Annotated in this window: 21 protein-coding genes and 1 pseudogene; 10 read left to right on the top strand and 12 right to left on the bottom strand. The window is 72.7% G+C overall.

Features of this window, described 5'->3' with window-relative positions; all coding sequences use genetic code 11:
- Nucleotides 1-114 precede the first annotated feature (114 nt).
- From IE134_RS02595 to IE134_RS02585, 3 genes are read left to right on the top strand one after another with little or no spacing between them, the layout of a single operon-like run.
- Nucleotides 115-1,710 carry an MFS transporter gene (locus IE134_RS02595; RefSeq protein ID WP_078614331.1) on the top strand — a complete coding sequence of 532 codons (1,596 nt, stop codon included), beginning with the start codon at nucleotides 115-117 and terminating at the stop codon, nucleotides 1,708-1,710.
- Nucleotides 1,707-3,482 carry an FAD-dependent oxidoreductase gene (locus IE134_RS02590; RefSeq protein WP_189429469.1) on the top strand — a complete coding sequence of 592 codons (1,776 nt, stop codon included), beginning with the start codon at nucleotides 1,707-1,709 and terminating at the stop codon, nucleotides 3,480-3,482. Before IE134_RS02595 ends, IE134_RS02590 begins: the two co-directional genes overlap by 4 nt.
- Complete coding sequence (locus IE134_RS02585) at nucleotides 3,389-3,778, top strand: PPOX class F420-dependent oxidoreductase (RefSeq protein WP_030709285.1); 390 nt, start codon at nucleotides 3,389-3,391, stop codon at nucleotides 3,776-3,778. The genes IE134_RS02590 and IE134_RS02585 overlap by 94 nt, the downstream gene beginning before the upstream one ends.
- Before the next feature lie 68 nt (nucleotides 3,779-3,846).
- On the opposite strand, the gene IE134_RS02580 is transcribed toward IE134_RS02585, so the two are convergent.
- The 3 genes from IE134_RS02580 to IE134_RS02570 form a co-directional block, all read right to left on the bottom strand.
- A complete protein-coding gene (locus IE134_RS02580; protein WP_179887966.1) occupies nucleotides 3,847-5,187 on the bottom strand; it encodes an MFS transporter in 1,341 nt (446 codons plus the stop codon).
- Nucleotides 5,184-8,411, bottom strand: a complete 3,228-nt coding sequence (locus IE134_RS02575) for an AfsR/SARP family transcriptional regulator (protein ID WP_189845916.1) — start codon at nucleotides 8,409-8,411, stop codon at nucleotides 5,184-5,186. Before IE134_RS02575 ends, IE134_RS02580 begins: the two co-directional genes overlap by 4 nt.
- Nucleotides 8,412-8,649: 238 nt before the next feature.
- The gene (locus IE134_RS02570) at nucleotides 8,650-9,558 is read right to left on the bottom strand and encodes an alpha/beta fold hydrolase (protein ID WP_189429468.1); all 909 of its coding nucleotides are present in this window, start codon (nucleotides 9,556-9,558) and stop codon (nucleotides 8,650-8,652) included.
- 65 nt (nucleotides 9,559-9,623) lie between these two features.
- On the opposite strand from IE134_RS02570, the gene IE134_RS02565 reads away from it, so the two are divergent.
- Nucleotides 9,624-10,157, top strand: a complete 534-nt coding sequence (locus IE134_RS02565; RefSeq protein ID WP_189429466.1) for a cysteine hydrolase family protein — start codon at nucleotides 9,624-9,626, stop codon at nucleotides 10,155-10,157.
- Nucleotides 10,158-10,195: 38 nt separating this feature from the next.
- On the opposite strand, the gene IE134_RS02560 is transcribed toward IE134_RS02565, so the two are convergent.
- The gene (locus IE134_RS02560; protein ID WP_229823270.1) at nucleotides 10,196-11,167 is read right to left on the bottom strand and encodes an aldo/keto reductase; all 972 of its coding nucleotides are present in this window, start codon (nucleotides 11,165-11,167) and stop codon (nucleotides 10,196-10,198) included.
- 27 nt (nucleotides 11,168-11,194) lie between these two features.
- Nucleotides 11,195-12,154, bottom strand: a complete 960-nt coding sequence (locus IE134_RS02555) for an aldo/keto reductase (protein WP_189429464.1) — start codon at nucleotides 12,152-12,154, stop codon at nucleotides 11,195-11,197.
- A gap of 113 nt (nucleotides 12,155-12,267) precedes the next feature.
- Between IE134_RS02555 and IE134_RS02550 the strand changes: the two genes are divergently transcribed.
- Nucleotides 12,268-12,717 (top strand): hotdog fold thioesterase, encoded by a 450-nt coding sequence (locus tag IE134_RS02550; RefSeq protein ID WP_030709270.1) that lies wholly within the window; start codon nucleotides 12,268-12,270, stop codon nucleotides 12,715-12,717.
- A 24-nt stretch (nucleotides 12,718-12,741) separates the two neighbouring features.
- Nucleotides 12,742-13,227: a MarR family winged helix-turn-helix transcriptional regulator gene (locus tag IE134_RS02545; RefSeq protein ID WP_078614328.1), complete on the top strand. Its 486-nt coding sequence runs from the start codon at nucleotides 12,742-12,744 to the stop codon at nucleotides 13,225-13,227.
- 54 nt (nucleotides 13,228-13,281) lie between these two features.
- On the opposite strand, the gene IE134_RS34415 is transcribed toward IE134_RS02545, so the two are convergent.
- Nucleotides 13,282-14,310: a 3-oxoacyl-[acyl-carrier-protein] synthase III C-terminal domain-containing protein gene (locus IE134_RS34415; RefSeq protein WP_107047122.1), complete on the bottom strand. Its 1,029-nt coding sequence runs from the start codon at nucleotides 14,308-14,310 to the stop codon at nucleotides 13,282-13,284.
- Between the two features lie 85 nt (nucleotides 14,311-14,395).
- On the opposite strand from IE134_RS34415, the gene IE134_RS02535 reads away from it, so the two are divergent.
- Complete coding sequence (locus tag IE134_RS02535) at nucleotides 14,396-15,193, top strand: enoyl-CoA hydratase-related protein (protein WP_218924107.1); 798 nt, start codon at nucleotides 14,396-14,398, stop codon at nucleotides 15,191-15,193.
- An 86-nt stretch (nucleotides 15,194-15,279) separates the two neighbouring features.
- Here IE134_RS02535 and IE134_RS02530 read toward each other — a convergent pair.
- Nucleotides 15,280-15,420, bottom strand: a pseudogene (locus IE134_RS02530) (DUF397 domain-containing protein); the annotation flags it as partial.
- Between the two features lie 6 nt (nucleotides 15,421-15,426).
- Nucleotides 15,427-16,410 (bottom strand): alpha/beta hydrolase family protein, encoded by a 984-nt coding sequence (locus tag IE134_RS02525; protein WP_030709261.1) that lies wholly within the window; start codon nucleotides 16,408-16,410, stop codon nucleotides 15,427-15,429.
- Nucleotides 16,411-16,636: 226 nt separating this feature from the next.
- On the opposite strand from IE134_RS02525, the gene IE134_RS02520 reads away from it, so the two are divergent.
- On the top strand, nucleotides 16,637-17,236 hold the full coding sequence (locus IE134_RS02520) for a TetR/AcrR family transcriptional regulator (protein ID WP_098016418.1): 600 nt from the start codon (nucleotides 16,637-16,639) through the stop codon (nucleotides 17,234-17,236).
- A gap of 72 nt (nucleotides 17,237-17,308) precedes the next feature.
- Here IE134_RS02520 and IE134_RS02515 read toward each other — a convergent pair whose 3' ends face one another.
- Nucleotides 17,309-17,776: a VOC family protein gene (locus tag IE134_RS02515; RefSeq protein WP_189429462.1), complete on the bottom strand. Its 468-nt coding sequence runs from the start codon at nucleotides 17,774-17,776 to the stop codon at nucleotides 17,309-17,311.
- A gap of 22 nt (nucleotides 17,777-17,798) precedes the next feature.
- Here IE134_RS02515 and IE134_RS02510 point away from each other — a divergent pair, with 22 nt between their 5' ends.
- Both IE134_RS02510 and IE134_RS02505 read left to right on the top strand, forming a co-directional pair.
- Nucleotides 17,799-18,461 (top strand): CGNR zinc finger domain-containing protein, encoded by a 663-nt coding sequence (locus tag IE134_RS02510; protein ID WP_098016419.1) that lies wholly within the window; start codon nucleotides 17,799-17,801, stop codon nucleotides 18,459-18,461.
- Between the two features lie 30 nt (nucleotides 18,462-18,491).
- The gene (locus IE134_RS02505; RefSeq protein WP_189429460.1) at nucleotides 18,492-18,881 is read left to right on the top strand and encodes an SRPBCC family protein; all 390 of its coding nucleotides are present in this window, start codon (nucleotides 18,492-18,494) and stop codon (nucleotides 18,879-18,881) included.
- A 20-nt stretch (nucleotides 18,882-18,901) separates the two neighbouring features.
- Here the strand turns inward: IE134_RS02505 and IE134_RS02500 are convergent, their stop codons facing one another.
- The 3 genes from IE134_RS02500 to rarD all read right to left on the bottom strand — a co-directional run bounded on the left by IE134_RS02500 (nucleotide 18,902) and on the right by rarD (nucleotide 22,217).
- Nucleotides 18,902-19,438: a hypothetical protein gene (locus tag IE134_RS02500; RefSeq protein WP_032767958.1), complete on the bottom strand. Its 537-nt coding sequence runs from the start codon at nucleotides 19,436-19,438 to the stop codon at nucleotides 18,902-18,904.
- A gap of 19 nt (nucleotides 19,439-19,457) precedes the next feature.
- A complete protein-coding gene (locus tag IE134_RS02495; protein WP_189429458.1) occupies nucleotides 19,458-21,170 on the bottom strand; it encodes an FAD-dependent monooxygenase in 1,713 nt (570 codons plus the stop codon).
- A gap of 66 nt (nucleotides 21,171-21,236) precedes the next feature.
- Entirely contained in the window at nucleotides 21,237-22,217 is a 981-nt protein-coding gene (gene rarD / locus IE134_RS02490) for an EamA family transporter RarD (RefSeq protein WP_030709248.1), read from the bottom strand.
- Between the last annotated feature and the right edge of the window lie 50 nt (nucleotides 22,218-22,267).

Below are 22,267 nucleotides of genomic sequence, written 5' to 3'. Positions count from 1 at the left end.
AGCTCAGCCTTTTCACTCAAAGTAAAGCTCGCATGAGTGCCAGGGTACTGATATAAACTAGTGTCCTTACACAAGGATTCTCTGCACGTCATCCACGGAGGGATTGCAGCTCACATGAGCACAGTGACCTCGGACCGCGCCACGGCACGGCCCACGATCGTCCTCGCCGCGGTGTGCGTGGCCGTCCTGATCCTGCCCGCGTCACTGACCGGCAGCTCGGTGGCCCTGCCCGACATCGCCTCCAACCTGCACGCCGACATCGTCCCGCTGCAGTGGGTGGTCAACGCCTACAACCTCGCGTTCGCCTCGTTCATGCTCGCCTGCGGTTCACTGGCCGACATCGTCGGCCGCCGACGCCTGTTCGCCGTCGGAACGACCGTGTTCGTTCTCGCCTCGGTGGCCAGCGGCCTGGCCGGCAACGTGCTGCTGCTCGATGTGATGCGCGGTCTGGCCGGGCTCGGCGCCGCCGCCGTCATGACCAGCGGCAGCGCGATCCTGGCCACCACCTTCCAAGGAGCCGCGCTCGGAAGGGCGTTCGCCATCCTCGGCTCGTCGGCGGGCGCCGGCCTGGCCCTCGGCCCGTCCGTGTCCGGCTTCCTCGTCGGCACGCTGGGCTGGCGGTGGGTGTTCTTCGTGCACGCCCTCGTCGCCGCCGTCGCCCTGCTGGCGCTGCCCTCGATCCGCGAGTCCCGCAACAGCGAGGGCGCCAGGATCGACTGGTGGGGCACCGTCACCTTCACCAGCAGCCTCTTCCTGCTGATGCTGGCCGTGGTCCAGGGACCGCAGACCGGCTGGGGCAGCACCGAGGTGATCGGCATGTTCGCCGGTGCGGCGCTCCTGATCGCCCTGTTCCTCGTCGCCGAGAGCCGTCAGACGCACCCCATGTTCGACCTCGCGCTCTTCCGGCAGTCCCGCTTCCTGGCCGTCTGCCTGCTGCCCGTGGCCATCGCCTTCGGCTTCGTCTGCCTGCTGGTGCTGCTGCCCTCGTGGTTCAGCGCGGCCAACGGAGCCTCCGCCGACGCCGCCGGCGCGACCATGATGCTCCTCACCCTGCCGGTGCTGGTGGTGCCGCTCGGCGTCAGCCGGCTGGTGAAGCTGGGCGTGTCGACCCGTGTCGTCCTCAGCCTCAGCCTCCTGCTGGTGGCGGTCGGCGGTGCCTGGCTCACCGTCCTGCGCCCCGGCATCTCCACGCTGGAGCTGGCCGGTCCGCTCCTGCTGATCGGCGTCGGCATGGGCCTCTCCGCGGGGCTGATCGACGGCGTGGCGATCACCTCGGTCGCCCCGGAACGCGCCGGCATGGCCGCGGGCATGTTCAACACCATGCGGCTCGCCGGTGAAGCGGTCGCCATCACGGTGATGAGCACCGTCCTGGTCTCCCTCCTGCAGAACCGGGTGGCCGACGGCCTGAGCGGCTACGGACTCCCCGCCGGCGACGCGGCCGGCGTGGCCAACAGCGTCGCCAGCGGCGACCTGGAGCGCGCCGGGCGGAGCGTCGAGCCCGGACTGCGCGACCGCTTCGGCGACTTCCTCGCGGACAGCTACACCGGCGCCATGCACTCCGTGCTGTGGCTGCTGGCCGCGGTCTGCGCCGTCGCCACCGTCGTCGTCTACCTGATGCTGCGCGAGCGCGCGGAGCCGGCCACCGCCGCTCCGGCCGCCGAGGACGCCACGGCCCAGGAGGCCACCGCCCAGGAGGCCACCCGCGTATGACGACTCCGCAGCAGCGTCCCGTCCTGGTGGTCGGAGCCGGCCCGTCCGGCCTCACCGCCGCCGTGGAACTGACCCGGCGCGGCGTCCCGGTGCTCTGCGTGGACCGCGCCGAAGGCCCGAGCACGTCCACGAAGGCCCTCGGCGTCTGGCCCCGCACCCTGGAACTGCTGCGCCGGATGGGAGCCGACGAGGAGATACGGCGGCGCGTCCTGCCGCAGCGGGCCATGCGGTACTACTCCGAGGGCCGGGTCATCGCCGACCTGCGCTTCCGGGACCCGGACGTGCAACCGGTCTGCCTTCCGCAGCCGGACGTCGAGGCCATGCTCCGGGACGCGCTGGCCGAGGCCGGCGGGCGGATCGCGTGGGGCACCGAACTGGTCGGATTCCAGCAGGACGGTCCGGCGGTCGAGGCGGTGCTCCGCGGCCCCGACGGAACGGAGCGGACGGAGGAGTTCTCCTGGGTGGTGGGTGCCGACGGGGCGCGCAGCCGCGTCCGGGAGCACCTGGACATCGGTTTCGAGGGCGCCACGCACGAACTGTCCTTCGTGGTGGCCGACATCGAGCTCGACGGACCGCTGGAGCCGGACGTCACCCACTATTTCTGCTCACCGCGCGGCATCCTGGTGACGTGTGGACTGCCCTCCGGCCGCTTCCGGGTCTTCACCTCGGCGCCGCCCGGCCTGCGGCGCGACGACGTGGACCTGGCGGCCGTCCAGAAGCTGGTCGACGAGCGGGGTCCCGGCGGCATCACCCTGCGCGACCCGGACTGGATCAGCGTGTTCGCGGTGCACTCCCGGCACGCGGACCGCACCCGTGAGGGGCGGGTCTTCCTGCTGGGCGACGCCGCGCACATCCACAGTCCGGCCGGCGGCCAGGGGCTGAACATCGGCATGGCCGACGCCCACAACCTGGCGTGGAAACTGGCCCTGTGCTGGCACGGCCGCTCCGGCACGGCGCTGCTGGAGAGCTTCGAACGCGAGCGTGCCCAGACGGCCCGGGCCGCCATCCGGCAGGCGGACGCCCAGACCAGGATCTGGCTGCTGAACAAACCGCACCAGGTGGCCCTGCGCGACAACGCGCTCCGGGTCGCCTCCGCCCTGCGCCTCTTCCACCTCGACTACCTGCCCTGGCTGGCGGGCCAGCGCACCGTGTGTACGCGCAGCCCGGCTCCCGGCGGCGTCTCGCCCTGCCCGCCGGACGGCCGTGGCCGGGGTCCGGAGGGTTCACCGAGGGCGGCCTCGTCCCGCAGCGACGGATCTGGGACACCACGAGCGCCCGGCGGGCACCGCTGCGCTCGGCACTCTCCGACCTGCGTCACACGCTCCTCCTGGTGGGCGACCCGGCCCACGGCAGCCCGACCGCCCGGCTGGCCGCCTGGGCCGGCGACCGGTGCGCCGGGGCGGTCGAGGTTCAGGTCCTGCGGACCCGCGCCGGAACCCTGCTGCCGTGGACGGCCGAACGGTCCGGGGCGCGGAGCGGCCCGGACACCGCCCGGATCGTCCTGGTCCGCCCGGACGGGATCGCCGACCTGGTCTGTCCCGCGCGCGAATCCTGGCGCGTACGCCGGCGGCTCGAAGAGCTCTTCGCGCCGCTGCTCACGCCCGCCGACACCACCGGGAGCCGCGCCGAAACGCTCCCGCATCCCTACGAAGCCGCCTGACGTCCACCGGAGAACACCATGTCGATCATTCCCGAGAGCCACCGCGACCTGCTGGAGCGCCCCCTCTTCGCGCACCTGGCCACCATCAGGCCGGACAGTACGCCGCAGGTGAACCCCATGTGGTTCGGCTGGGACGGTGAGTACCTGTACTTCACCAACACCACGACCCGGTACAAGTACCGCAACGTGACGCAGCATCCGGTCGTCTCGGTGTCCATCAACGACCCCGAGCAGCCCTACCGCTACCTGGAGATCCGCGGCTCCGTCGAGCGCATCGACCCGGACCCCGAGGGGGCCTTCTTCCTCCGGCTCGCCGACCGCTACGACCTGGAGTTCGACGGCCCGCCCGCCGACGCCGAGCACCGGGTGGTGTACGTGATCCGTCCGACCGGAACCAGCAAGCAGTGAGGAGACGGAACAGGCCCGGCGCCCTGCCGCGCGGCAGGACACCGGGCCCCCTGAGCCCCCCTCCGGGGTCAGCCCCGCACGGCGCCGTCCTCCGCGAGGACGGGGCCGGTGTCCTCGGCGGCGGTGAGGTCCGCATCGGCCGTCCCCCGGAACCGGAGGAAGAACACCGTGCTCGTCGCACAGAGCAGCACGACGTACCAGGGGTACCAGGCGGAGTGACCGAGTCCGGCGAGGTACTCGTTGAGATAGGGCGCCGTGCCGCCGAACAGCGCCACCGTCAGCGCGTACGGCAGCCCCACGCCGGTGGAGCGCAGCGCGGTGGGGAACATCGACAACGTCGCCGCCGGCGCGGCCGTCGCGTAGCAGCCGAACAGCAGCAGCGCCGCGGTCATCACCGCGAACAGCCGCACGGCCGAACCCGACATGACCGCGAACAGCACCGGCGTCAGACAGACGAATCCGCCGCCGAACACCAGCAGCATGGGCCGTGGCCCGAAGCGGTCGGTGGCGATCCCGAGCAGGGGCAGCGCGGCCATGAACACCACCTGCGCGGCGACGGACGCCCACAGCGCGGCGTTCGCCGGTACCCCGCCGTGCACCTGCGCGTACAGCGGCAGGTAGGTGGCGAAGGTGTAGTAGACGACGGTCGCGCCCAGCGAGAAGCCGGCCACCCGGACGACGCGGCGCGGATGCGCGCGCAGCACCTGCCAGGCGGGACGGCGCGCGTGCTGGCGCACCGCGTCGAAGGCCGGTGTCTCGCGCACCCCGCGGCGCATCCACCAGCCGTACGAAGCGAACAGGGCGCCGAGCGCGAAGGGAACCCGCCACCCCCAGTCGGCCAACTGGTCCGGTGTGAGCGTGTTGCGCAGCAGGAGCGCGAGGAAGGTGGCCGTGAGCGTGCCCAGCGTGGTGCTGATGTAGATGGCGCTGGAGTACAGCCCGCGCCGGCGCCTCGGCGCCGTCTCGGTCACGTAGGTGCTCATCGCCGTGCTCTCGCCGCCCGCGGACAGCCCCTGCAGGGCCCGGGCCGCCACCAGCAGCGCCGGGGACAGCACGCCGGCGGTCCGATGAGCCGGGGCGAGCGCGATCAGCAGACTGCCGCCCGCCATCAGCAACAGCGACAGCCGCAGCCCCGCGGCACGGCCGCGACGGTCGCAGTAGGCGCCGATGAGCAGCCCGCCGACCGGCCGGAACAGGAAACCCACGGCGAACACGGACAGGGTTTCGAGGACGTTCGTCGCGCCGTCGCCGGACGGGAAGAACTGCGGGCCGAGCACTGCGGCGAACGTCACGTACACGGTCCAGTCGAACCACTCCGCGGCGTTGCCGAGGGAGGCGAGCAGGATCTGGCGCAGGCGTCCGCGTTCCGGCGCGGTGGGCACGACGGCCCGGGGAACGGCGGTCTTCACGATGCCGTCCTCTCCTGGCCCGACGACGCGTCCAGCCGTGCGGGCGGACCCGCGTCCGCGAGGACGCCGATCTCGGTGAAGGTCGCCCACGCGCTGCTCCGGAGGGCGTGGGCCCGTGCGTGGTCGCCGCCGGAAGCGGCCACGACGCCCAGGACCTCCTCGGCCCGGGCGATGTTCAGCCGTTGCGCTCCCGGCTGCGACAGGCGCAGCACCTGGCGCGCGCACTCCTCGGCCCGGTCCGGCGCGCTCAGCGCCAGGTGGAGCCGGGCCAGGTCGAGCAGGATCTTGCTGCGGGCCATCCGGTTCGTGCTGGAGTCGGCCAGCGAGCGGGCCGCCTCCGCGTGTTCGGCGGCGTCACGGCCGAGGAGCCCGTCAGCGACGGCGAGCCGTGCCAGTGCGTACGCCTCGCCGTCCACGTAGCCGATCTGCCGGGCCCCGTCGAGTGCCGCGGCCGCGTACCGCGCCGACCGCCGCGGTGAGCCCAGACTCCCGCTGATGGCCGACAACAGGCACAGCGTCTCGACCTCGTAGGTGCGGTCGCCGCACTCCTGGAAGGAGCTCAGCGCCCGCTGCGCCGCCTCGCTCGCGCTGTCGTAGTGGCCGGTGTCCAGGTCGACGAGCGCGAGGCCGTACAGCGAGACACTGCGGTCGTACGAGGAGTCGATGGCCTCGGAGACCTCCAACGCCCGGCTGAAGTAGGAGCGCGCCTGGCCGAGTTCTCCGGTCGCCTGGTGCACCAGGCCCAGGTTGCGCAGGCTGTACGAGCTGATGTGGTGCAGCCCGAGGGCGCCGGCGGTGGCCAGGGAGGCGGTGAGGAACTCGGTCGCCCCCTCGATGTCCCCGCGCGTCCAGTGGATGAAGCCGAGGACTCCCTTGGCGGTGGCCTCCAGGCGCGACGAGAGGATGGTGTGCGCGATGTCGAGCGCCCGCTGCGCGGCCTCCTGGGCCCGCCCTCCGCGGCCGAGGCTGAGGTGGGCGAGACTCATGTTGTTGAGCGTGGCCGCGGCCTCCTCGGCCATGCCCAGCCGGTCGTGCACCGCCAGGCTCTTCTCCTGGTGCACGAGGGCCCACTCGTAGTCGCCGAGCGTGTTGGCGAGGTTGGCGAGGCTGCGGTGCATCGCCGCGATGCCCCGGTCGTCGGCGTGCGCCTCGGCGGCGGCGAGGGCGGTGCGGGTCGTCTCCCGCCATTCGGTCCGGTACTTGCCCGTCCAGAAGAAGCCGCGCAGGGCATCGGCGATGTGCCAGGAGAGGTAGTGCGGCCCATGGGCGGCGAAGTAGCGCACGCATGCCATCAGGTTGCGCCGCTCGGCCAGCAGCCAGGCCATCGAGTGGCTCTCGTCGTGATGGCTCGGCGCGTCGAACACCCCCGGTGGTGAAGGCGGTTCGGCGAGCCGGACGAATTCCGAGTGGAGGACGTCGGCTGCGGCGCAGACACCCGCGAGGTACCACCGGCCGAGCCGCTCCACCGCCTCGGCCCGCTCCCGCTCGGGGTGTTCCTCGGCGGCGCGGTCCCGGGCGTAGTCGCGCAGCAGGTCGTGGAACTGGTAGCGGCCGGGGGCGGGTTGCTGCAGCAGGCTCGCCATCTCCAGGCGGCCGAGGCCCGCCCGCGCCTGCGCCTCGCTGATGTCGGCGAGCACGGAGACGGCGACGGGGGAGAAGTCGGAGCCAGGGAAGAGTCCGGCGAGCCGGTAGATGGCGCGGTCGCCCGGCGTGAGGGCGTCGTAGGACAGGGCGATGGCGGTCGAGACGGCGGACGTCGTGTCGCCGTCGACGGACAGCGCGGCGAGGCGGTTGCCGCGCCGCAGGCACTCCAGATACGCCTCGGTCTGCCCGCCCGGAGCACCGATGAGGTTGGCCGCGGCGATCCGCAGGGCCAGCGGCAGATACGAGCACAGCGCGGTGATCTCGCGCACCGTTTCCGGCTCGATCGTCATCGCCGCCTGGCGCATCATGCCCGCGACCAGCTCCGCCGACTCGGGTGGAGCGAGCGTGCCGACCTGGATCAACTGGGCTCCGTGCGTGACGACGAGGGACCGCAGTTGCCGTCGGCTGGTGATCAGCACGGAGCAGCCGCCGTCGCCGGGTATGAGCGGGACCACCTGGTCGGCGCCGGCGGCGTTGTCCAGCACCACCAGCACCTTCTTGCCGGTCAGCTTCGACCGGTACAGGTTCGCCTGTTCCACGAGGTCGACCGGGATCTGCTTCGCCGGCACCCCGAGCGCGCGCAGGAACTGCGGGAGCACCTGCTCGGCCGGCAACGGCTCACGGGCCGCTCCCTGGTCGTAGCCGCTCAGGTCCACGTACAACTGGCCGTCCGGAAAGGCCGGCCGCACGCGTCTGCCGACGCACACCGCCAGCGCCGTCTTGCCCACTCCGGGCGGTCCGGACAGCACGACGACCGGGACGCTGGTGCGCCCGGACGCCGGCGGGAGCGCTGCCGCGATCCGGTCCATCACGGCGGTGCGCCCCACGAAACCGGCGCCGAGCGGCGGGAGTTGGGCGGGCACCGGGCCGGTCTCGCCGATGCCGGGGCCCGGGCCGTCCGGAGCCGCCAGCGCCGGGTCCGACTCCAGGATCCCGGTGTGCAGGGCGCGCAGCCGCTCGCCCGGCTCGATGCCGAGCTGCTCGACCAGGTTGCGCCGCGCCTGCTGGTAGACGTCCAGGGCCTCCGCCTGCCGGCCGGAGCGGTAGAGGGCGAGCATCAGCATGCTCCAGAAGTTCTCCCGCAGCGGGTTGTCCATGGCCTCGGCGCGCACCTCCCGCACCAGCTGCGCGTGCCTGCCGAGTTGGAGGTCGGTCTCGAAGTACGCCTCCAGCGCGTCCAGTCGCTCGTCCTCCATGGACCGGCACTCTTCCTGGTGCGGCAGGCTCGCCGGAACATCCTCCAGCGCCGACCCCCGCCAGGTGGCGAGCGCCGAGGCGAGCAGGCGGGCCCGCTCCTCCAGCGCCTCGGCCCGCTGGGCGTCCCGGACCAGCCGGCGGAAGCGCTGGAGGTCCAGCTCGTCCGCCGGGACATCGATCCGGTAGCCGCCCGCTGCCGTCTCCAGCGGGAGTGCGTCGCCGAGCAGCATGCGCAGGCGCCGTACGTAGGTGTGCAGCGTTCCGCGCGGGTTGGACGGCTGCCGTTCGTCCCAAAGCCATTCGGCGAGACGTTCGTTGCTGACGACCGTTCCACTTCGCACCAGCAGCGCTGCCAGCAGAATACGAAGTTTTGCGGATTCCAATGCCAATTCTTTACCTTGGACCGTAACGGAAAGCGGTCCGAGAATCCCGAAGTTGTTTCCGTAGCCGGATGTATCGGCCTTGCCCACCGTGATCGTGGTCGTTCCTGTCACACAGCTCACCTTCCCCCGTCGGCCTGTGTTGACTTGCTCGTGCCCGTTTTTATCCGCGCGCAGGTGTGCGGCTTCCTTGCCGGAATTGCGCGTTCCATGAGGGGACTTCACTCATGTGGATGCCACACTAGTAGACGTCATGTTTTGGCCAAAGGATTTCCTGGGGCAGGACGCCGGGGTGACGTTTCTCACCGCCGCCGGAATTCCGCCGCAGATGTCCGACGATCAGTGCGCCGATCGTCGACGACCAGTGCGGAGGGAAAATGTGTCCCATCCCGGGGATCCGGCGGAGCCGCGCGTCCGGAATCGCCCGGCGCAGCGCCTCGCCGTGCTCCACGGGGAAGACCCGGTCCTGCTCGCCGTGCACCACCAGTGTCGGCACGCGGAGTGCCGTGATGCGGTCGGTGAGCGCGGGCGTGCGCGCCATCGCCGTCACGTGGCGGGCGGAGGTGTCGGGTTCGCTGCTGTGTTCCGCCACGCGGGCGACCAGGTCCGACCAGTAGGCGCGGTCGAACGGCACGGCGGCCCCCACCAGTCCGCGCCAGCCCTCGACCGCCATGGCCCGGCGCTCCTCGGGCCCGGCCGCGGGCGGGCGCGCCTCCGGCTCGGACGCGTCCGAAGGCCCGGTCCGCGACCGCCGCGCACCGGCGTCGGTGCCGGGCGAACTGGACAGCAGCACCAGGGAGCGGACCAGGCCGGGACGGGTGAGGGCGAGCAGCAGGGAGACCGTGCCGCCCGCCGACTGGCCGACCACGTGGGCCGGGCCCGCGCCGAGCCCGGCGATCACCGCCGCGGCGTCCGCGGCCATCGTCGAAAGGTCGTACGCGGCAGGGGACTTGCCCGATCTCCCGGTGTCGCGGTGGTCGTAGCGCACCACGTAGTACCCCGCGGATGCGAGCAGTCGGCACAGTTCGTCCGGCCACACGATGCCCGGCGCGGTGGCGCCCATGACCAGCAGCACCGCGGGATCACGACGGTCGCCGAACGTCTCGGCCCACAGGAGCAGGCCGTCGTCGGCCGCAATCGTCCTCTCCACTGACCCGGTTTTCTCCTTGCTAGTGTGCCGTGGACGCTGTTCATCTTTTTCCGGGGGAACACTTCATGACCCGCGCGCACACGGCACTTGTCCTGGTCGATCTGCAACGGTGGATCGTCGACAGGCCCTGGCAGCCGGTGAGCGGCGCCGCCGTGGCGGACGCCTGCGGCAGGCTGCGCGAGCACTTCGCGGCGGCGGAGTCCGCAGCCGTCGTGCTCGTCCGGTACGTCCGTGCCGACGGCGCGAACGGAGGGCTCGCCGCGGCCCCCAACCAGTTCGTTCCCGCGTGCGCGGCCCGTGCCGGAGAGCACGTGGTGACCAAGCACGGCCTCGACGCGTTCGAGGGCACGGACCTCCACGACCACCTGCGGCAGACGGGGGTGACGAAGCTCGTGCTGGCCGGCCTGACCACCGCGCACGGCGTCGCGTCCACGGCGGCGACGGCGCTGCGTCTCGGTTACGAGGTGACCGTCGTCTCCGACGCCACCGCCAGTGAGAGCGACGCCCAGCACCGAGAGGCGCTGGACCGCCTGACCGCCCTCGGCGCGCGCACGAGCCCGGCCGGCTCCCTGGTGGCCTCCGAGACCGCCGGAGGCTGACACGGCGCCGGCCGCGTACGGTCGGGAGGCCTCATCGCTCACGGCTCGGCGCCGCTGCCGACGGGGACGGGCAGCGCACGGAGGTCCGCGAAGTCCTCGTCGGTCAGCCGCACTTCCGCCGCGGCCAGGTTCTCCCGCAGGTAGCGGGGGTTGCTCGTGCCGGGGATCGGCACGACCTGTTCGCCCTGGGCGAGGATCCAGGCGATGGCGACCTGTGCGGGGGTGACCGACCGGCGGTCGGCCACCTCTCTGATCACGTCGACGATGGCCAGGTTCGCCTCCATCGCGGTGCGGTGGAAGCGGGGGTCGGAGGTCCGGAGGTCGCCGCTGCGGAGCCCGCCGGCCCGCAACGTGCCGGTGAGGAAGCCCCGTCCCAGGGGCGCGGAGGCGATGAAGCTCGCTCCCACGCTCTCGCACCAGCCGACCATGCCGTCCGGCCCGCCGTCCAGCGCGTCGCGCGTCCACAGCGAGAGTTCGGACCGCACCGCCGTCACCGGGTGGATCGCATGCGCCTCGCGGGCCTGCGCCACGGTCGCCCCGGGGAGCCCCAGCCAGCGGACCTTGCCCTGCTGGACGAGTTCGGCCAGGGCGCCCCAGGTCTCCGCCAACGGCACCGCGGGGTCGATGCGGTGGAGGTGGTAGAGGTCGATGACGTCGATGTCCAGGCGTCGCAGACTCGCCTCCGCGGCCTCGCGCAGCTGGGCCGGTGAGCCGTCCCGACGGACGGCCCGCGGGCGGGGACCGTCCAGGACGACCCCCGACGTCGTCGCGACGACGGCCTCCTCCCGGCGTCCCGCGATGGCCTTGCCGAGCAGGGTTTCGTGGTGAACGGCGTCGTGGAGGCCGGCGGTGTCGAGGAGGTTTCCGCCGAGGTCCAAGGCCTCGTTGACGACCCGGACGGACCGCCCGTCGTCACGGGCGGTCCCCTCGTGCGGCCGGCTCATGACCAGGCAGCCGAGGCCGATGGCGCCGACCTTGGTTCCCGTGTCGCCCAGACTTCGCAGGCGCACCCTTCCCCCTCTTCTCCGCTGCCGCGGTCAGTAGCGCGTGCCCACCGCGGCCGGAACGTCCCTCAGCGCCGCCAGCGCGGCGTCGTCGAGCTCCACGGCGGCCGCGCCGGCGTTCTCCTCCAGATAGCGCAGGTTCTTCGTGCCCGGGATCACCACGACGTTCTCGCCCTGCGCGAGCACCCAGGCCAGCGCCACCTGCGCCGGAGTGGCACCCAGCCGGTCCGCGACCTGCCGGACCCGGTCGACGATGCCGAGGTTCGCGGCCAGCGCCTCGGACTGGAAGCGGGGCAGCCGACGGCGGCCGTCCATGGCCGGGAGGTCGTCGGCGGAGCTGATCCGGCCGGAGAGGAAGCCCCGGCCGAGCGGCGAGAAGGCGATGAGGGCGATGCCCTCGTCGCGGCAGAATTCGAGGACTCCCGACTCGACCGTGTCCCGGCTCCACAAGGACAGTTCGCTCTGCACGGAGGCCACGGGGTGCACGGCCTGGGCCCGCCGGATGTCCTCGACCGACGCCTCCGAGAGGCCGATGGCACGCACCTTGCCCTCCCGCACCAGTTCCGCGAGGGCGCCCCAGCTCTCCTCCACGGGCACGTCCGGGTCCACCCGGTGGAGTTGGTAGAGGTCGACGTGGTCGACGTCCAGGCGCTTCAGGCTCGCTTCGAAGGCGGCGCGCAGGTGTTCCGGGCGTCCGTCGCGGTGGCTGGCGTAGGTCGTGGGATCGTCCACCACCAGACCGCCCTTGGTCGCCAGCACCACCTCGTCCCGCCGGCCGCGCAGCGCCCGGCCGACGAGCTCCTCGTTGGTGAACGGGCCGTACATGTCCGCGGTGTCGATCAGCGTGCAGCCCAGCTCCACGGCACGTTGGACGACCGCCACGGAGGCCGCGTCGTCCCTGCCCAGCTCGTCGTACGCCCAGGACATGCCCATGCAGCCCAGACCCACGACGCCGACCTCCGGGCCGGACGTCCCCAGTGCGGTACCGCGCATGGCGGCCTCCCTCTCCTCGACAGGGCTGTAACAGTACACTTACGTGATCTCTGTAGCTACCATAAGACAGAACACATACACTCATGCGAGCTCGTACGATCATGGAGAGTCGAATGACGCAGTCGGCGGCGAGTCTGGGGCCGGTGCCGGTCCTCCCCAACTACCTGGACGAACAGCTCGTGACCCGCATGGGGATCGAGATCCTCCGCTGCGAACCGGACCTCGTCGTGGGCACCATGCCGGTGCGCGGGAACCGGCAGCCGATCGGGATCATGCACGGCGGCGCCAACGCGGTCCTGGCGGAGACCCTCGGCTCGCTCGCCGCCTGGGTGCACGCCGGTCCGGACCGGATCATCGTCGGCCAGGAACTCTCCTGCACCCACCACCACGCGGTGCGCTCCGGCCTCGTGACGGGCGTCTGCCGCCCCCTGCACGTGGGGCGCGGAGTCGCCACGTACGAGATCGTCATCTCCGACGAGCGGGAACGCCGGGTCTGTACCGCCCGGCTCACCTGTGCGCTTCCCCAGCCCCGGCGGCAGACGCGTCCCGCAAAGGATTCGTAGGCTCATTCATGGGAGACTCCTGATATGGCGGAAACCAGAACGACGAAGCAGGCCCAGGACCCGCGCGCGGCCGTGACGGCGGCGGTCGGGGACCGGCTCGGGAACACCATCAAGCGGGCCGAGCAGGCGTTGATCGCGCGCAAGACCCAGGCGATGCGCCAGTTCGACCTGACCGTGCCCCAGTACTCCGTGCTGCTGCTGCTCTCGCTCTTCCCGGGCGGGATGTCGGCCGCGCAGCTCGCCCGGGAGAGCATGGTGACGCCGCAGACGATGTCGACGGTCCTCGCCAACCTGGAGAAGCACGGCCTGATGGAGCGGGAGCCCTCCCCGCTGCACCAGAAGGTCATCGTCAACAAGCTGACCAGGGCCGGACGCGCCGTGCTGAAGAAGGCGGACAAGGAGGCCGTGCGCGTCGAGGACGGGCTGCGGGCCGAGTTCACCCCGGAGGAGTTCGAGCAGTTCGAGAACTACCTGGAGCGGGCCATCAAGAAGCTGAACGAGACGCGGTGAACCGGGTGGCTCCCCGGCGGGCCACCCGGTTCCGGGCGCCCCGGCGCCCTGCGGTCAGACGGCGCTCACCAGCAGGCACGACCAGGTGAACCCGGCCCCCGCGCTCACCACCAGGGCGTACTCACCCGGGGACAGGACGCGGCCCGCCCACAGCTCGGCCAGGCTGGCCGCAGCGTCCCCCGCGCCCAGGTGCCCCGTGTCCCCGCCCATCGTCCGGATCTCGGCCGGCAGCATCTTGCGCAGGGCCGGCGCATAGGCGAGGTCGATGGTCTTCGCGCCCAGCCGCGGCGGAACGACACAGCGCAGCAGCGGACTGTCGGCCGCCAGCCCGCCCTCGGCGAGGCAGCGCTCCACGACCGCCGTCAGGCTCTCCGCGCTGGCCCGGGTGAACGCCTCCATGCCCTCCCGTTCGAGGAAGGCCTTCTTCGTGCGGCGCATGTCCACCCGGTCGCTCACGGAGCGCGGCATCGCGCCGAACGCGTCCCGCCCCCGGTGCATCCCCTCCAGTTGCGGTGCGGCGACGGTGGTGACCGCGTGCAGCAGCAGGTCCGGGGGGCGCACGTCGAGCGGGTGCAGCAGCAGCGCGGTGGCGCCGTCCCCGTAGGCGATCCCGTAATCCCCGCGCCAGCGGTCGAAGCCGGGTGCCGCGAACCGGTCCGCTGTCGTGACCAGCACAGGGCCGAGACCGGGGTCGGCCAGCAGCCGGGCCGCGCCGACCTCGACCGCCGCCGCTCCGCCGTTGCAGACCTGCTGGATGCCCAGCGGCTCGGCCCGCCGGGCGCCGAGCTGATCGGCGATGTAGTGCGGGGGCGACCAGAGGTCGTGCCCCTGGTAGTACATCCAGGCGTGCAGCACCATGCCCAGCCCGGTCGGCGCGGTCCCGGTGCTCCGCAGGGCCGCGCGCGCCGCCAGCACCGCCATCTCGGGAGGGGCCTTGTCTGCCACGGGCAGTGCCTCGTAACCGAGTTCTTCGGCCGTGTCCGCCTCCACCAGGCCTTGTTCGACGGCGCCACGGGCGGTCTGGCGTGCTTCGGGTATCCATGTGCTCAGGCCGGACAGGCCCAGCGGCCTCGGAAGTCGCACAACAATGCTCCGCTCGTCATCAGGGGCTTCATGATAAGCAGGTCCCTAAAGGAAGTCAGTAGTCTGTCATATGGAGGTAGCAGGCATGGCCGGCAGTGCGACGGGCATTGAGATACGGACCGAGGGCGCGGTGCGGACGATCACCTTCGCCCGTCCCGAGCGCCGCAACGGCATGGATCTGGCCATGTTCGGCGCCTACTACGACGCCCTGGCCGAGGCCGACGCCGACGACGAGGTCCGCGCCGTAGTCGTCACGGGCGCGCGCAGCAGCTTCTGCTCCGGGGCGACCCCCGACCTGCTGGCCCAGCTCTCCGAACCGCAGGACCCGCAGCAGGAGGATCCGGACGCGTTCCTCGGACACCCGGCGCATCTTCCGCTGACGATGAGGACCCCGCTGATCGCGGCGATCAACGGCAGCGCGGCGGGCCTCGGTCTCGTGCACGCCCTGTACGCCGACGTCCGGTTCATGGCGGACGAGGCGCAGGTCTCGGCCGTCTTCAGCCGGTTCGGCCTGATCGCCGAGTACGGTGCGGCCTGGCTGCTGCCACGCCTGGTGGGCGTCGGCAACGCCACCGACCTGCTGCTGTCCTCCCGGGCCGTCGGCGCGCAGGAAGCGCTGCGGATGGGGCTGGTGCAGCACACCGCGCCGCGCGACACCCTGCTGGCGGCCGCCCAGGAGTACGCCCGCGGGCTCGCCGAGACCTGCTCCCCGACGTCCATGGCCGTCATCAAGGGTCAGATCCTGGACGGCCTGCGCATGCCCGCGGCCGAGGCCGTGGCCGAGTCCGTCTCGCTCATGCGGGAGTCCTTCACCCGGCCCGACTTCCCCGAGGCCATGGCCGCCGTCCGGGAGCGCCGCAAGCCCGGCTTCGCGCCGCGGTGACGTACGGCCCCGGGCCGAACGGCGAAGCCCCGCCGCGCGGGTCGGGCGCGGCGGGGCTTCGTCGTACGCGGTACGGCTCGCGCGGCTCAGGCCGTGCCGAGGTCTCCGGCCCGGACGCCCGCGACGAAGGCGCTGAACGCGGCGGCGGGGACGGTGAGGGCCGGGCCGCTCACGTTCTTGGAGTCGCGGACGGGGACGATGCCGTGCGGGGCGCCCCCGGGCGTCGCTTGCGGCTACTTCGGCTCGGTCCGGCCGCTGCCCTGCTTCGACTCGACCCGTCCGAACGCGTCCGGGCCCGACGCGTGCGTCTCGACGGCCGTCCGCCACGCGGCGTCGTCGCCGTACAGCACGCCGCGCAGGTAGGCCGCGGTGAGGTGGGCGACCGCGGTGACGCGTGCGGGGTTCTCGTCGGTCGTCTCGGCGACGTCGTAGCCGGAGATCCCGCCCAGGCCGTGCTCCGCCGCGAAGAGGGTGAGCAGGGTCTTGGGACCGGGGGCGAGGACGTACGGGTCGGCGTGCCAGTCCGGGCCCATGACCGTCAGATGGGCGGACTCGTCCTTCTCGCCCCTGACCACGAGTGCGGGCGTCGTCATCCGGGAGAAGTCCGTGGTGGTGAGGAAGGGCAGCGCCTCCGCCATGGGCGGGGTGATCGCGTCGCCGCCCCGGCCGGGTCCGGCCAGCACCACGCCCGCCCTGATCCGGGGGTCGGCCAGGTCCACCTCCGTACCGTCGTCGGGATCGGTGAGGCTCGCGCCCAGCAGGAGGCCCGCCGTGTGGGCGCCCATCGAGTGCCCGACGACGGCGATCCGGTCCCGGTCCAGGCGGCCGACGAGTCCGGGGACGCCCGCCTCGATCTCGTCGAACCGGTCGATGAGACGCGACATGTCCTCGGCGCGGGAGCGCCAGTACATGGGTGCGCCCGGGGTTTCGGGCGGCAGGCTCAGCGTCGTCGAGCTGAGGTGGGTCGGCTGGATCACGGCGAACCCGTGCGCCGCCCAGTAGGCGACGAGGGGGGCGTAGCCGTTGAGGGAGGAGAGGTTGTTCGAGTGGCCCTGGCCGTGCGAGAGCAGGATGACCGGCAGCCGGTCACCGTCCCCGGGCGCCTCGGTGCCGGTCGGGGGCAGCGGCAGGGAGACGCGGAGCTCCAGGTCCACGGCCCGGTCGGGGGTGGGGAGCACCAGCGGGGCGACGGACAGGACGGGGGAGGGTGTACGCATGGGGAAGCCCTTCCGGGAGGCCCCTGCCGCGGATCCGATGGAGGGCAGGGCAGGGGAGTGGAAGCGTCCGGCTTCGGCTAAAGTGAAGCGGAGCGTTGTTCCATTTACGATACGGAGCGCTGTTCCGTTTTGTCAACGGCGATGCCCGGTGACGGATTCCGGCGATGGATTCCCGTTCCCGGGCGGGGTCCCGTGACGGCGGAGCAGGTGAGGAGAGGGGTGCGCGGTGGCTGCCGCCGATGAAGCCCGAGGGGCGTCCGCACGGCCGAAGCGGGCCGATGCGGTACGCAATCAGCAGACGCTGCTCGCTGCCGCCGCCGAGGTGTTCGTGACCTCGGGGGTCGACGCGCCGATCCGCGAGATCGCCAAGCGGGCCGGGGTCGGGATGGGCACGATCTACCGGCACTTCCCGACCCGGGCGGACCTGGTGGTGGCCGTCTACCGCCACCAGGTCGAGGCCTGCGCCGAGGCGGGGCCGGCCCTGCTGGCCGAGGAGGAGTCCCCGTTCACCGCGCTGGAGCGGTGGGTGGACCTCTTCGTCGACTTCCTGGTCACGAAGCACGGGCTCGCCGACGCGCTGCGCTCGGACAGCGGCGGCTTCGAGGCGCTGCACGCCTACTTCCTCGACCGCCTGGTGCCCGTCTGCGGGCAGTTGCTCGACGCGGCGGCCGGTGCGGGGGAGGCCCGGCCCGGCGTCGAGCCCTATGAGCTGATGCGCGGGGTCGGGAATCTGTGCGTGGGGCGGGACGACGATCCGCGTTACGATCCGCGGCGGCTGGTGGACCTGCTGCTGCGGGGTCTGCGGGAGGTGCGTCCGTCGTCCTGAGGTGAGGGCGGCCGGGCCCGGCGGGTGAGGCGCCCGACCCGGCCCGGGTGCCCGACCTGGCCGGACCGGTGCTCAGTTCAGGCAGAACTCATTGCCCTCGGGGTCGGTCATCACGATCCAGCTTCCGCCCTGTTCGTCGACCGCGCGCAGGGCCCGCGCGCCCAGCGCCGTCAGCCGTTCCGCCTCCGCGTCGCGCTGCCCCGGGGCGGAGTGCACGTCGATGTGGACGCGGTTCTTCACCGTCTTCGGCTCCGGTACCCGCTGGAACAGCAGCCGCCGCCCCTGCCCCGTACCGCTGACCTCGTCGTACGGGTCGTCCGGGTGCCGGGCCGCCGCCAGGTCGAGCCAGGCGCGGCGGCCGTGGGCGTGGGTCGTGATGGCCTCGGGCACGGCTCCGGCCGCGAGCAGCTGCTTGACCAGCGGGCTGTTGTCCTCGACGACGTAGCCCAGGGCCTCCGCCCAGAACCCGGCCTGTGCGTGCGGGTCGGCGCTGTCGATCACGAGCTTCCAGGACAGTGGCTGTGTCGGTGTCTCCGTCATGGAAACCGTTTATAGTGGTTACATGAGCGGAAGGGCAACCAACACGCCGGGGCTGGTCCTGCGGCACCCGGACGGCAGTTCGTTCCGGTTCGATCCGGGCGCACTGTGCCTGGAGCTGCTGCCGACCGGCGGACCCGGCCCGCTGTCGTACTTCGAGGTGCTGCACGAGCCGGCCGACCTGGTCCGCTGGGCGGAGGAGAGCCGGCTGCCGGGCGGGCTCGGTGCCGGATCCGGTTCGCGCCCGGGCGGAGGGCTCGCCGTGAGTGCGGCGGAGGTGGCGGACGCGCGGGCGCTGCGCGATGCGCTCTGGCGGATCACGGAGAGCCGGGTGCGGGAGGAGCCTCCGGCCCCGGACGACCTCGCCACCCTCAACGACGCGGCGGCCCGGCCGTCGTTGACGTCCCGGCTGACCGTGGGCGGTGAGCGGTCATGGACACCGGGCGGCACCGGGACCGGGCTGCTGTCCACCGTCGCCCGCGATGCGATCGACCTGTTCACCGGGGCGTACGCCCACCGCATCCGCACCTGCGGCGCGCACGACTGCCGACTGCTGTTCGTGGACACCTCCCGCCCCGGCAAGCGCCGCTGGTGCTCGATGGAGCGCTGCGGCAACCGGCACAAGGTCCGCGCCCACCGCGCCCGGCTCACCGCCCCCGACGGGGAAGTCCCGGGCTGCACCGACTGACCAGAACCGACAGACGAAGGGGTATCCGTCATGCCGACCGGACTCACGCAGGACGCAGGCTGGGAGATCGGCGTCTCCCGGACCATCCACCGACCGCTGACCGCCGTGTGGGACTTCGTCGCCGGCCCGGAGGGCGCCGCGCTCTGGCTCGGCCTCGACGGCCCGCTGCCCACCGAGAAGGGGGCTCCGTACCGCACGGCGGACGGCACCGAGGGCGAGATCCGCAGCTACCGCCCCGGCGACCGGGTCCGCCTCACCCACGGGACCTCCACCGTCCAGGTGGCCGTGACGCCCGGCAGCTCCGAGGACCGGACCGTGCTGCGCTTCCACCAGGAGCGCCTGGCGAGCGCCGAGGAGCGCGAGGAGCGCCGTACGCACTGGAAGGGCGTGATGGACCGGATCGGGGCCGAGCTGACCTGAGCTCGTACGCCTGTACGCCCTTATGCCTCTATGCCGGGTCCGGGGGAGGGGCAGGCGGGGCACGTGTGCCCGTCGATCGCGGCCAGCAGACGCGTCGCCGCCGTGCGCAGTGCCTGCGCGGGGGAGGGGCCCCCGGACTCGGGTGTGTCGGGCGGTCCGGACACACGGCGTGCCCCGCGCGCGTCCGGCACCGCGGCGGCCAGCCGGACGGCCGTGCCACGCCCCTCCGCCACCGCCTCGTGCGCGGCGCGGGTCCACGCCGGGTGCTCGGGGTTCCCGGCGGCCAGGATCGTGGCGAGCAGGTCCAGCACGCCCGCCCGGTCCCGGACCGTGTCCGTCGCCGCCAGCTCCCAGAGGAACGGCACCGTCGCCGCCGTCGAGTCGAAGACGGGCGGGGTGCCGATCCACCGCTCCAGATCGTTCAGCGCCTCGCCCGAGGACGGCGCGTCGCCCCAGGCGATCCGCGACAGCACCCCGGGAACCTGCGACGCGGAGCCGTAGGCATGCTGCAGCTCGTGCCACCGCACGTTCCTCATGGCCCCCAGGACAGTCCCCATCCGGGCACTCAATCAGCCTTTACCGGCGGCGTCCACCAATGCCGGAGAACCGTTCCGCGGACCGGGCCGCTCCGTGGAGCCGGTGCAGATACGCGTGTACGGAGCGGGTGTCGGCCGCCGGGGCGGACAGGCCCAGGTGGTGGTCGGGGCGGACGACCACGACGGTGCTCGTACCCGTACCCGTACCGTCGGAGGCTCCCCTCCCGTACGCGGCGGCGGCGTGGCCCTCGTCGTCGACGACCGCCTCTCCCGGGGCGGACGCCGCCCGGTCCTCGTGCGCCGCGTACACGCGGCAGATCCGCACCCCGGCGTCCCCGTACGCGGCCGCCACCTCGCGCAGGGCCGCCGCACTGCCCGGGCCGAAGCCGAGGACTGTGGTGCGGGGGCCCGCGAAGACGCGGTGGAGGCGGGTGCGGGCCCCGGTGACGGCGTCCACGCACGGGGCGTCGGGGGCCCGGTCACCGGGCCGCGGAACGGGCCGTTCGCCGTCCCGCGCCGTCCGGACCTCGGCGTCCGGGGCCTCCGGCGAGCCGTCCCCGGCCTTCGGGGCCGCGGCGTGCCCCCGGGCCAGGGAGCTCCAGCGGTAGCCGACGCCCAGGCCGGTCGTGTCCGGGGTGATCGCCGCGTCCAGGCCGCCGCCGGGCCGGCGGATCGCCTCCAGCGTGGCCCGCAGCCGCTCCGAGGTGAGGTCCAGGGTCCGGGCGGCCACCGGAAGCCGCTCCTCCTCGTACGTGTCCAGCAGCTCCGGGCCCGCGTGACCGGCGAGCGCCAGACCCAGCTTCCAGCCCAGGTTGAACGCGTCCTGGATACCCGTGTTCATGCCGAGGCCGCCCGCGACGGCGTGGACGTGCGCCGCGTCGCCCGCGAGGAAGACCCGCCCGGCGCGGAACCGGTCCGCCATCCGCACGTTGACCCGGTACGTCGACAGCAGCTCGGCCCGCGTCAGGGCCCGGCCGGGCAGCCCGGTGTGGCGGGCGAGCAGCCGCCGGAACCCGTCGGCGGTGGGTGCGAGCGGCCGGCCCCGCCCGTCCCGCTCCGGCCCCGCCTGGAACCACCAGCCCGTGCGCGTACCGGGGATCGGGCAGAGCATGACCGTGCCGTCCTCGTCGAACCACTGGTGCCAGCGGGTACGGTCCAGGGCGCCGTCGGCCAGGTCGACATCGCCGCAGACCATCACCTGGTCCTCGGCGGTGGTCCCCTCGAACCCGATCCCGAGCAGTTTCCGTACGGAGCTGTGGGCGCCGTCGCACCCGACGACGTACCGCGCGCGTTCCGTCCGGCCCTCCGCGAACGTCACGTCCACGTGCCGCCCGCCGGGCCCCTCCGCCAGCCCCGTGACCTCGCGGCCCAGCTCGACGCGGACGCCGTACCCGGCAAGCCGGTCGCGGAGGATCTCCTCCAGCCGCCACTGGGCGATCAGCCGGCCGCGGTCGTAGGGGGCGTCCGGGGACGGAGCGGAGTCCGCCCACGGATCGGTCTCCGCGACCGGGAGGCGGTCGCGGTACTTCAGCATCGGCAGCGGGGCCGAACCGGCGGCGAGCACCTCCTCGGCCACCCCGAGGTCGTCCAGGATCTCCAGGGACCGGGCGTTGGGGCCCTTGGCGCGCGAGGTGCGCGGCGGCACGGGGGACCGGTCCACAATCCGTACGGCGGCCCCGCGCCGGGCCAGATCGCAGGCCAGCACCAGCCCGGTGGGTCCCGCTCCCACGATGAGTACGTCGGTCATGCCCATGCCTCTCCCTCGGTCACGCTTCCGGTGGTCCGGGACCAGATAAACGTAACCGAGTAAGAAAAGCAACTAGGTAATCTTTTGTTCTGCCGCGTCCGGGGTGGCGGTCGCGGCGGCACCCGGGGCGGCCGCCGCCGTCGCCAGCAGCTCCGCCGCGAGCACCCGGTTGCGCCGCGCGGTGCGCAGCGCGTCCCAGGTCAGCAGCGACAGGGCGAGCCACACGAGGGCGAACCCGGCCCACCGCTCGGGCGGCATCGCCTCGTGGAAGTAGAGGACGCCCAGACCGAACTGGAAGACCGGGGCCAGATACTGGAGGAGTCCCAGCGTGGACAGCGGCACCCGGATCGCCGCCGCGCCGAAGCAGATCAGCGGGAGCGCGGTGACGATGCCCGTCGCGGCGAGCAGGAAGCCGTGCCCCGTGCCCCCGGCCGTGAACGTCGACTCGCCGGTGGCGGCCAGCCAGAGCAGGAAGCCGAGCGCGGGCACGAAGAGCACGGCGGTCTCGGCAGCCAGGGACTCCAGGCCGCCCATGTTCACCTTCTTCTTGATCAGGCCGTACGTGGCGAACGAGAACGCCAGCACCAGCGAGACCCAGGGCGGCTTGCCGTACCCGATCGCCAGAACAAGGACGGCGGCCACGCTGATGGCCACCGCGGCCCACTGGGCGGGGCGCAGCCGTTCGCCCAGCAGCAGGACACCCAGGGCGATGGTGACCAGCGGATTGATGAAGTAGCCGAGCGAGGCCTCGACGACGTGCCCGTTGTTCACGGCCCAGATGTAGAGGCCCCAGTTGACGGAGATCGTCGTCGCCGCCACCGATATCAGCCCCAGCTTGCGCCGGTCGCGGAGCAGTTCGCCGATCCAGGCCCAGCGGCGTACGAACAGCAGGGCGACGGCGACGACGCCCAGCGACCAGACCATCCGGTGGGCGAGGATCTCGATCGCCCCGGACGGTTCGAGCAGCGGCCAGAACAGCGGGACCAGGCCCCACATCCCGTACGCGCCGATTCCGTACAGCAGGCCCGCCCGCTGCTCGTTCTTGCCCTCCACGTGTGCCCTCCCGGCCTGCCCGCGCGCGACGGCCGTATCCGGCCGACGGC

This window comes from Streptomyces rubiginosohelvolus, from assembly GCF_014649875.1.
Taxonomy (GTDB): Bacteria; Actinomycetota; Actinomycetes; order Streptomycetales; family Streptomycetaceae; genus Streptomyces; species Streptomyces rubiginosohelvolus.
This window is presented reverse-complemented; position numbering and strand designations above follow the sequence as displayed.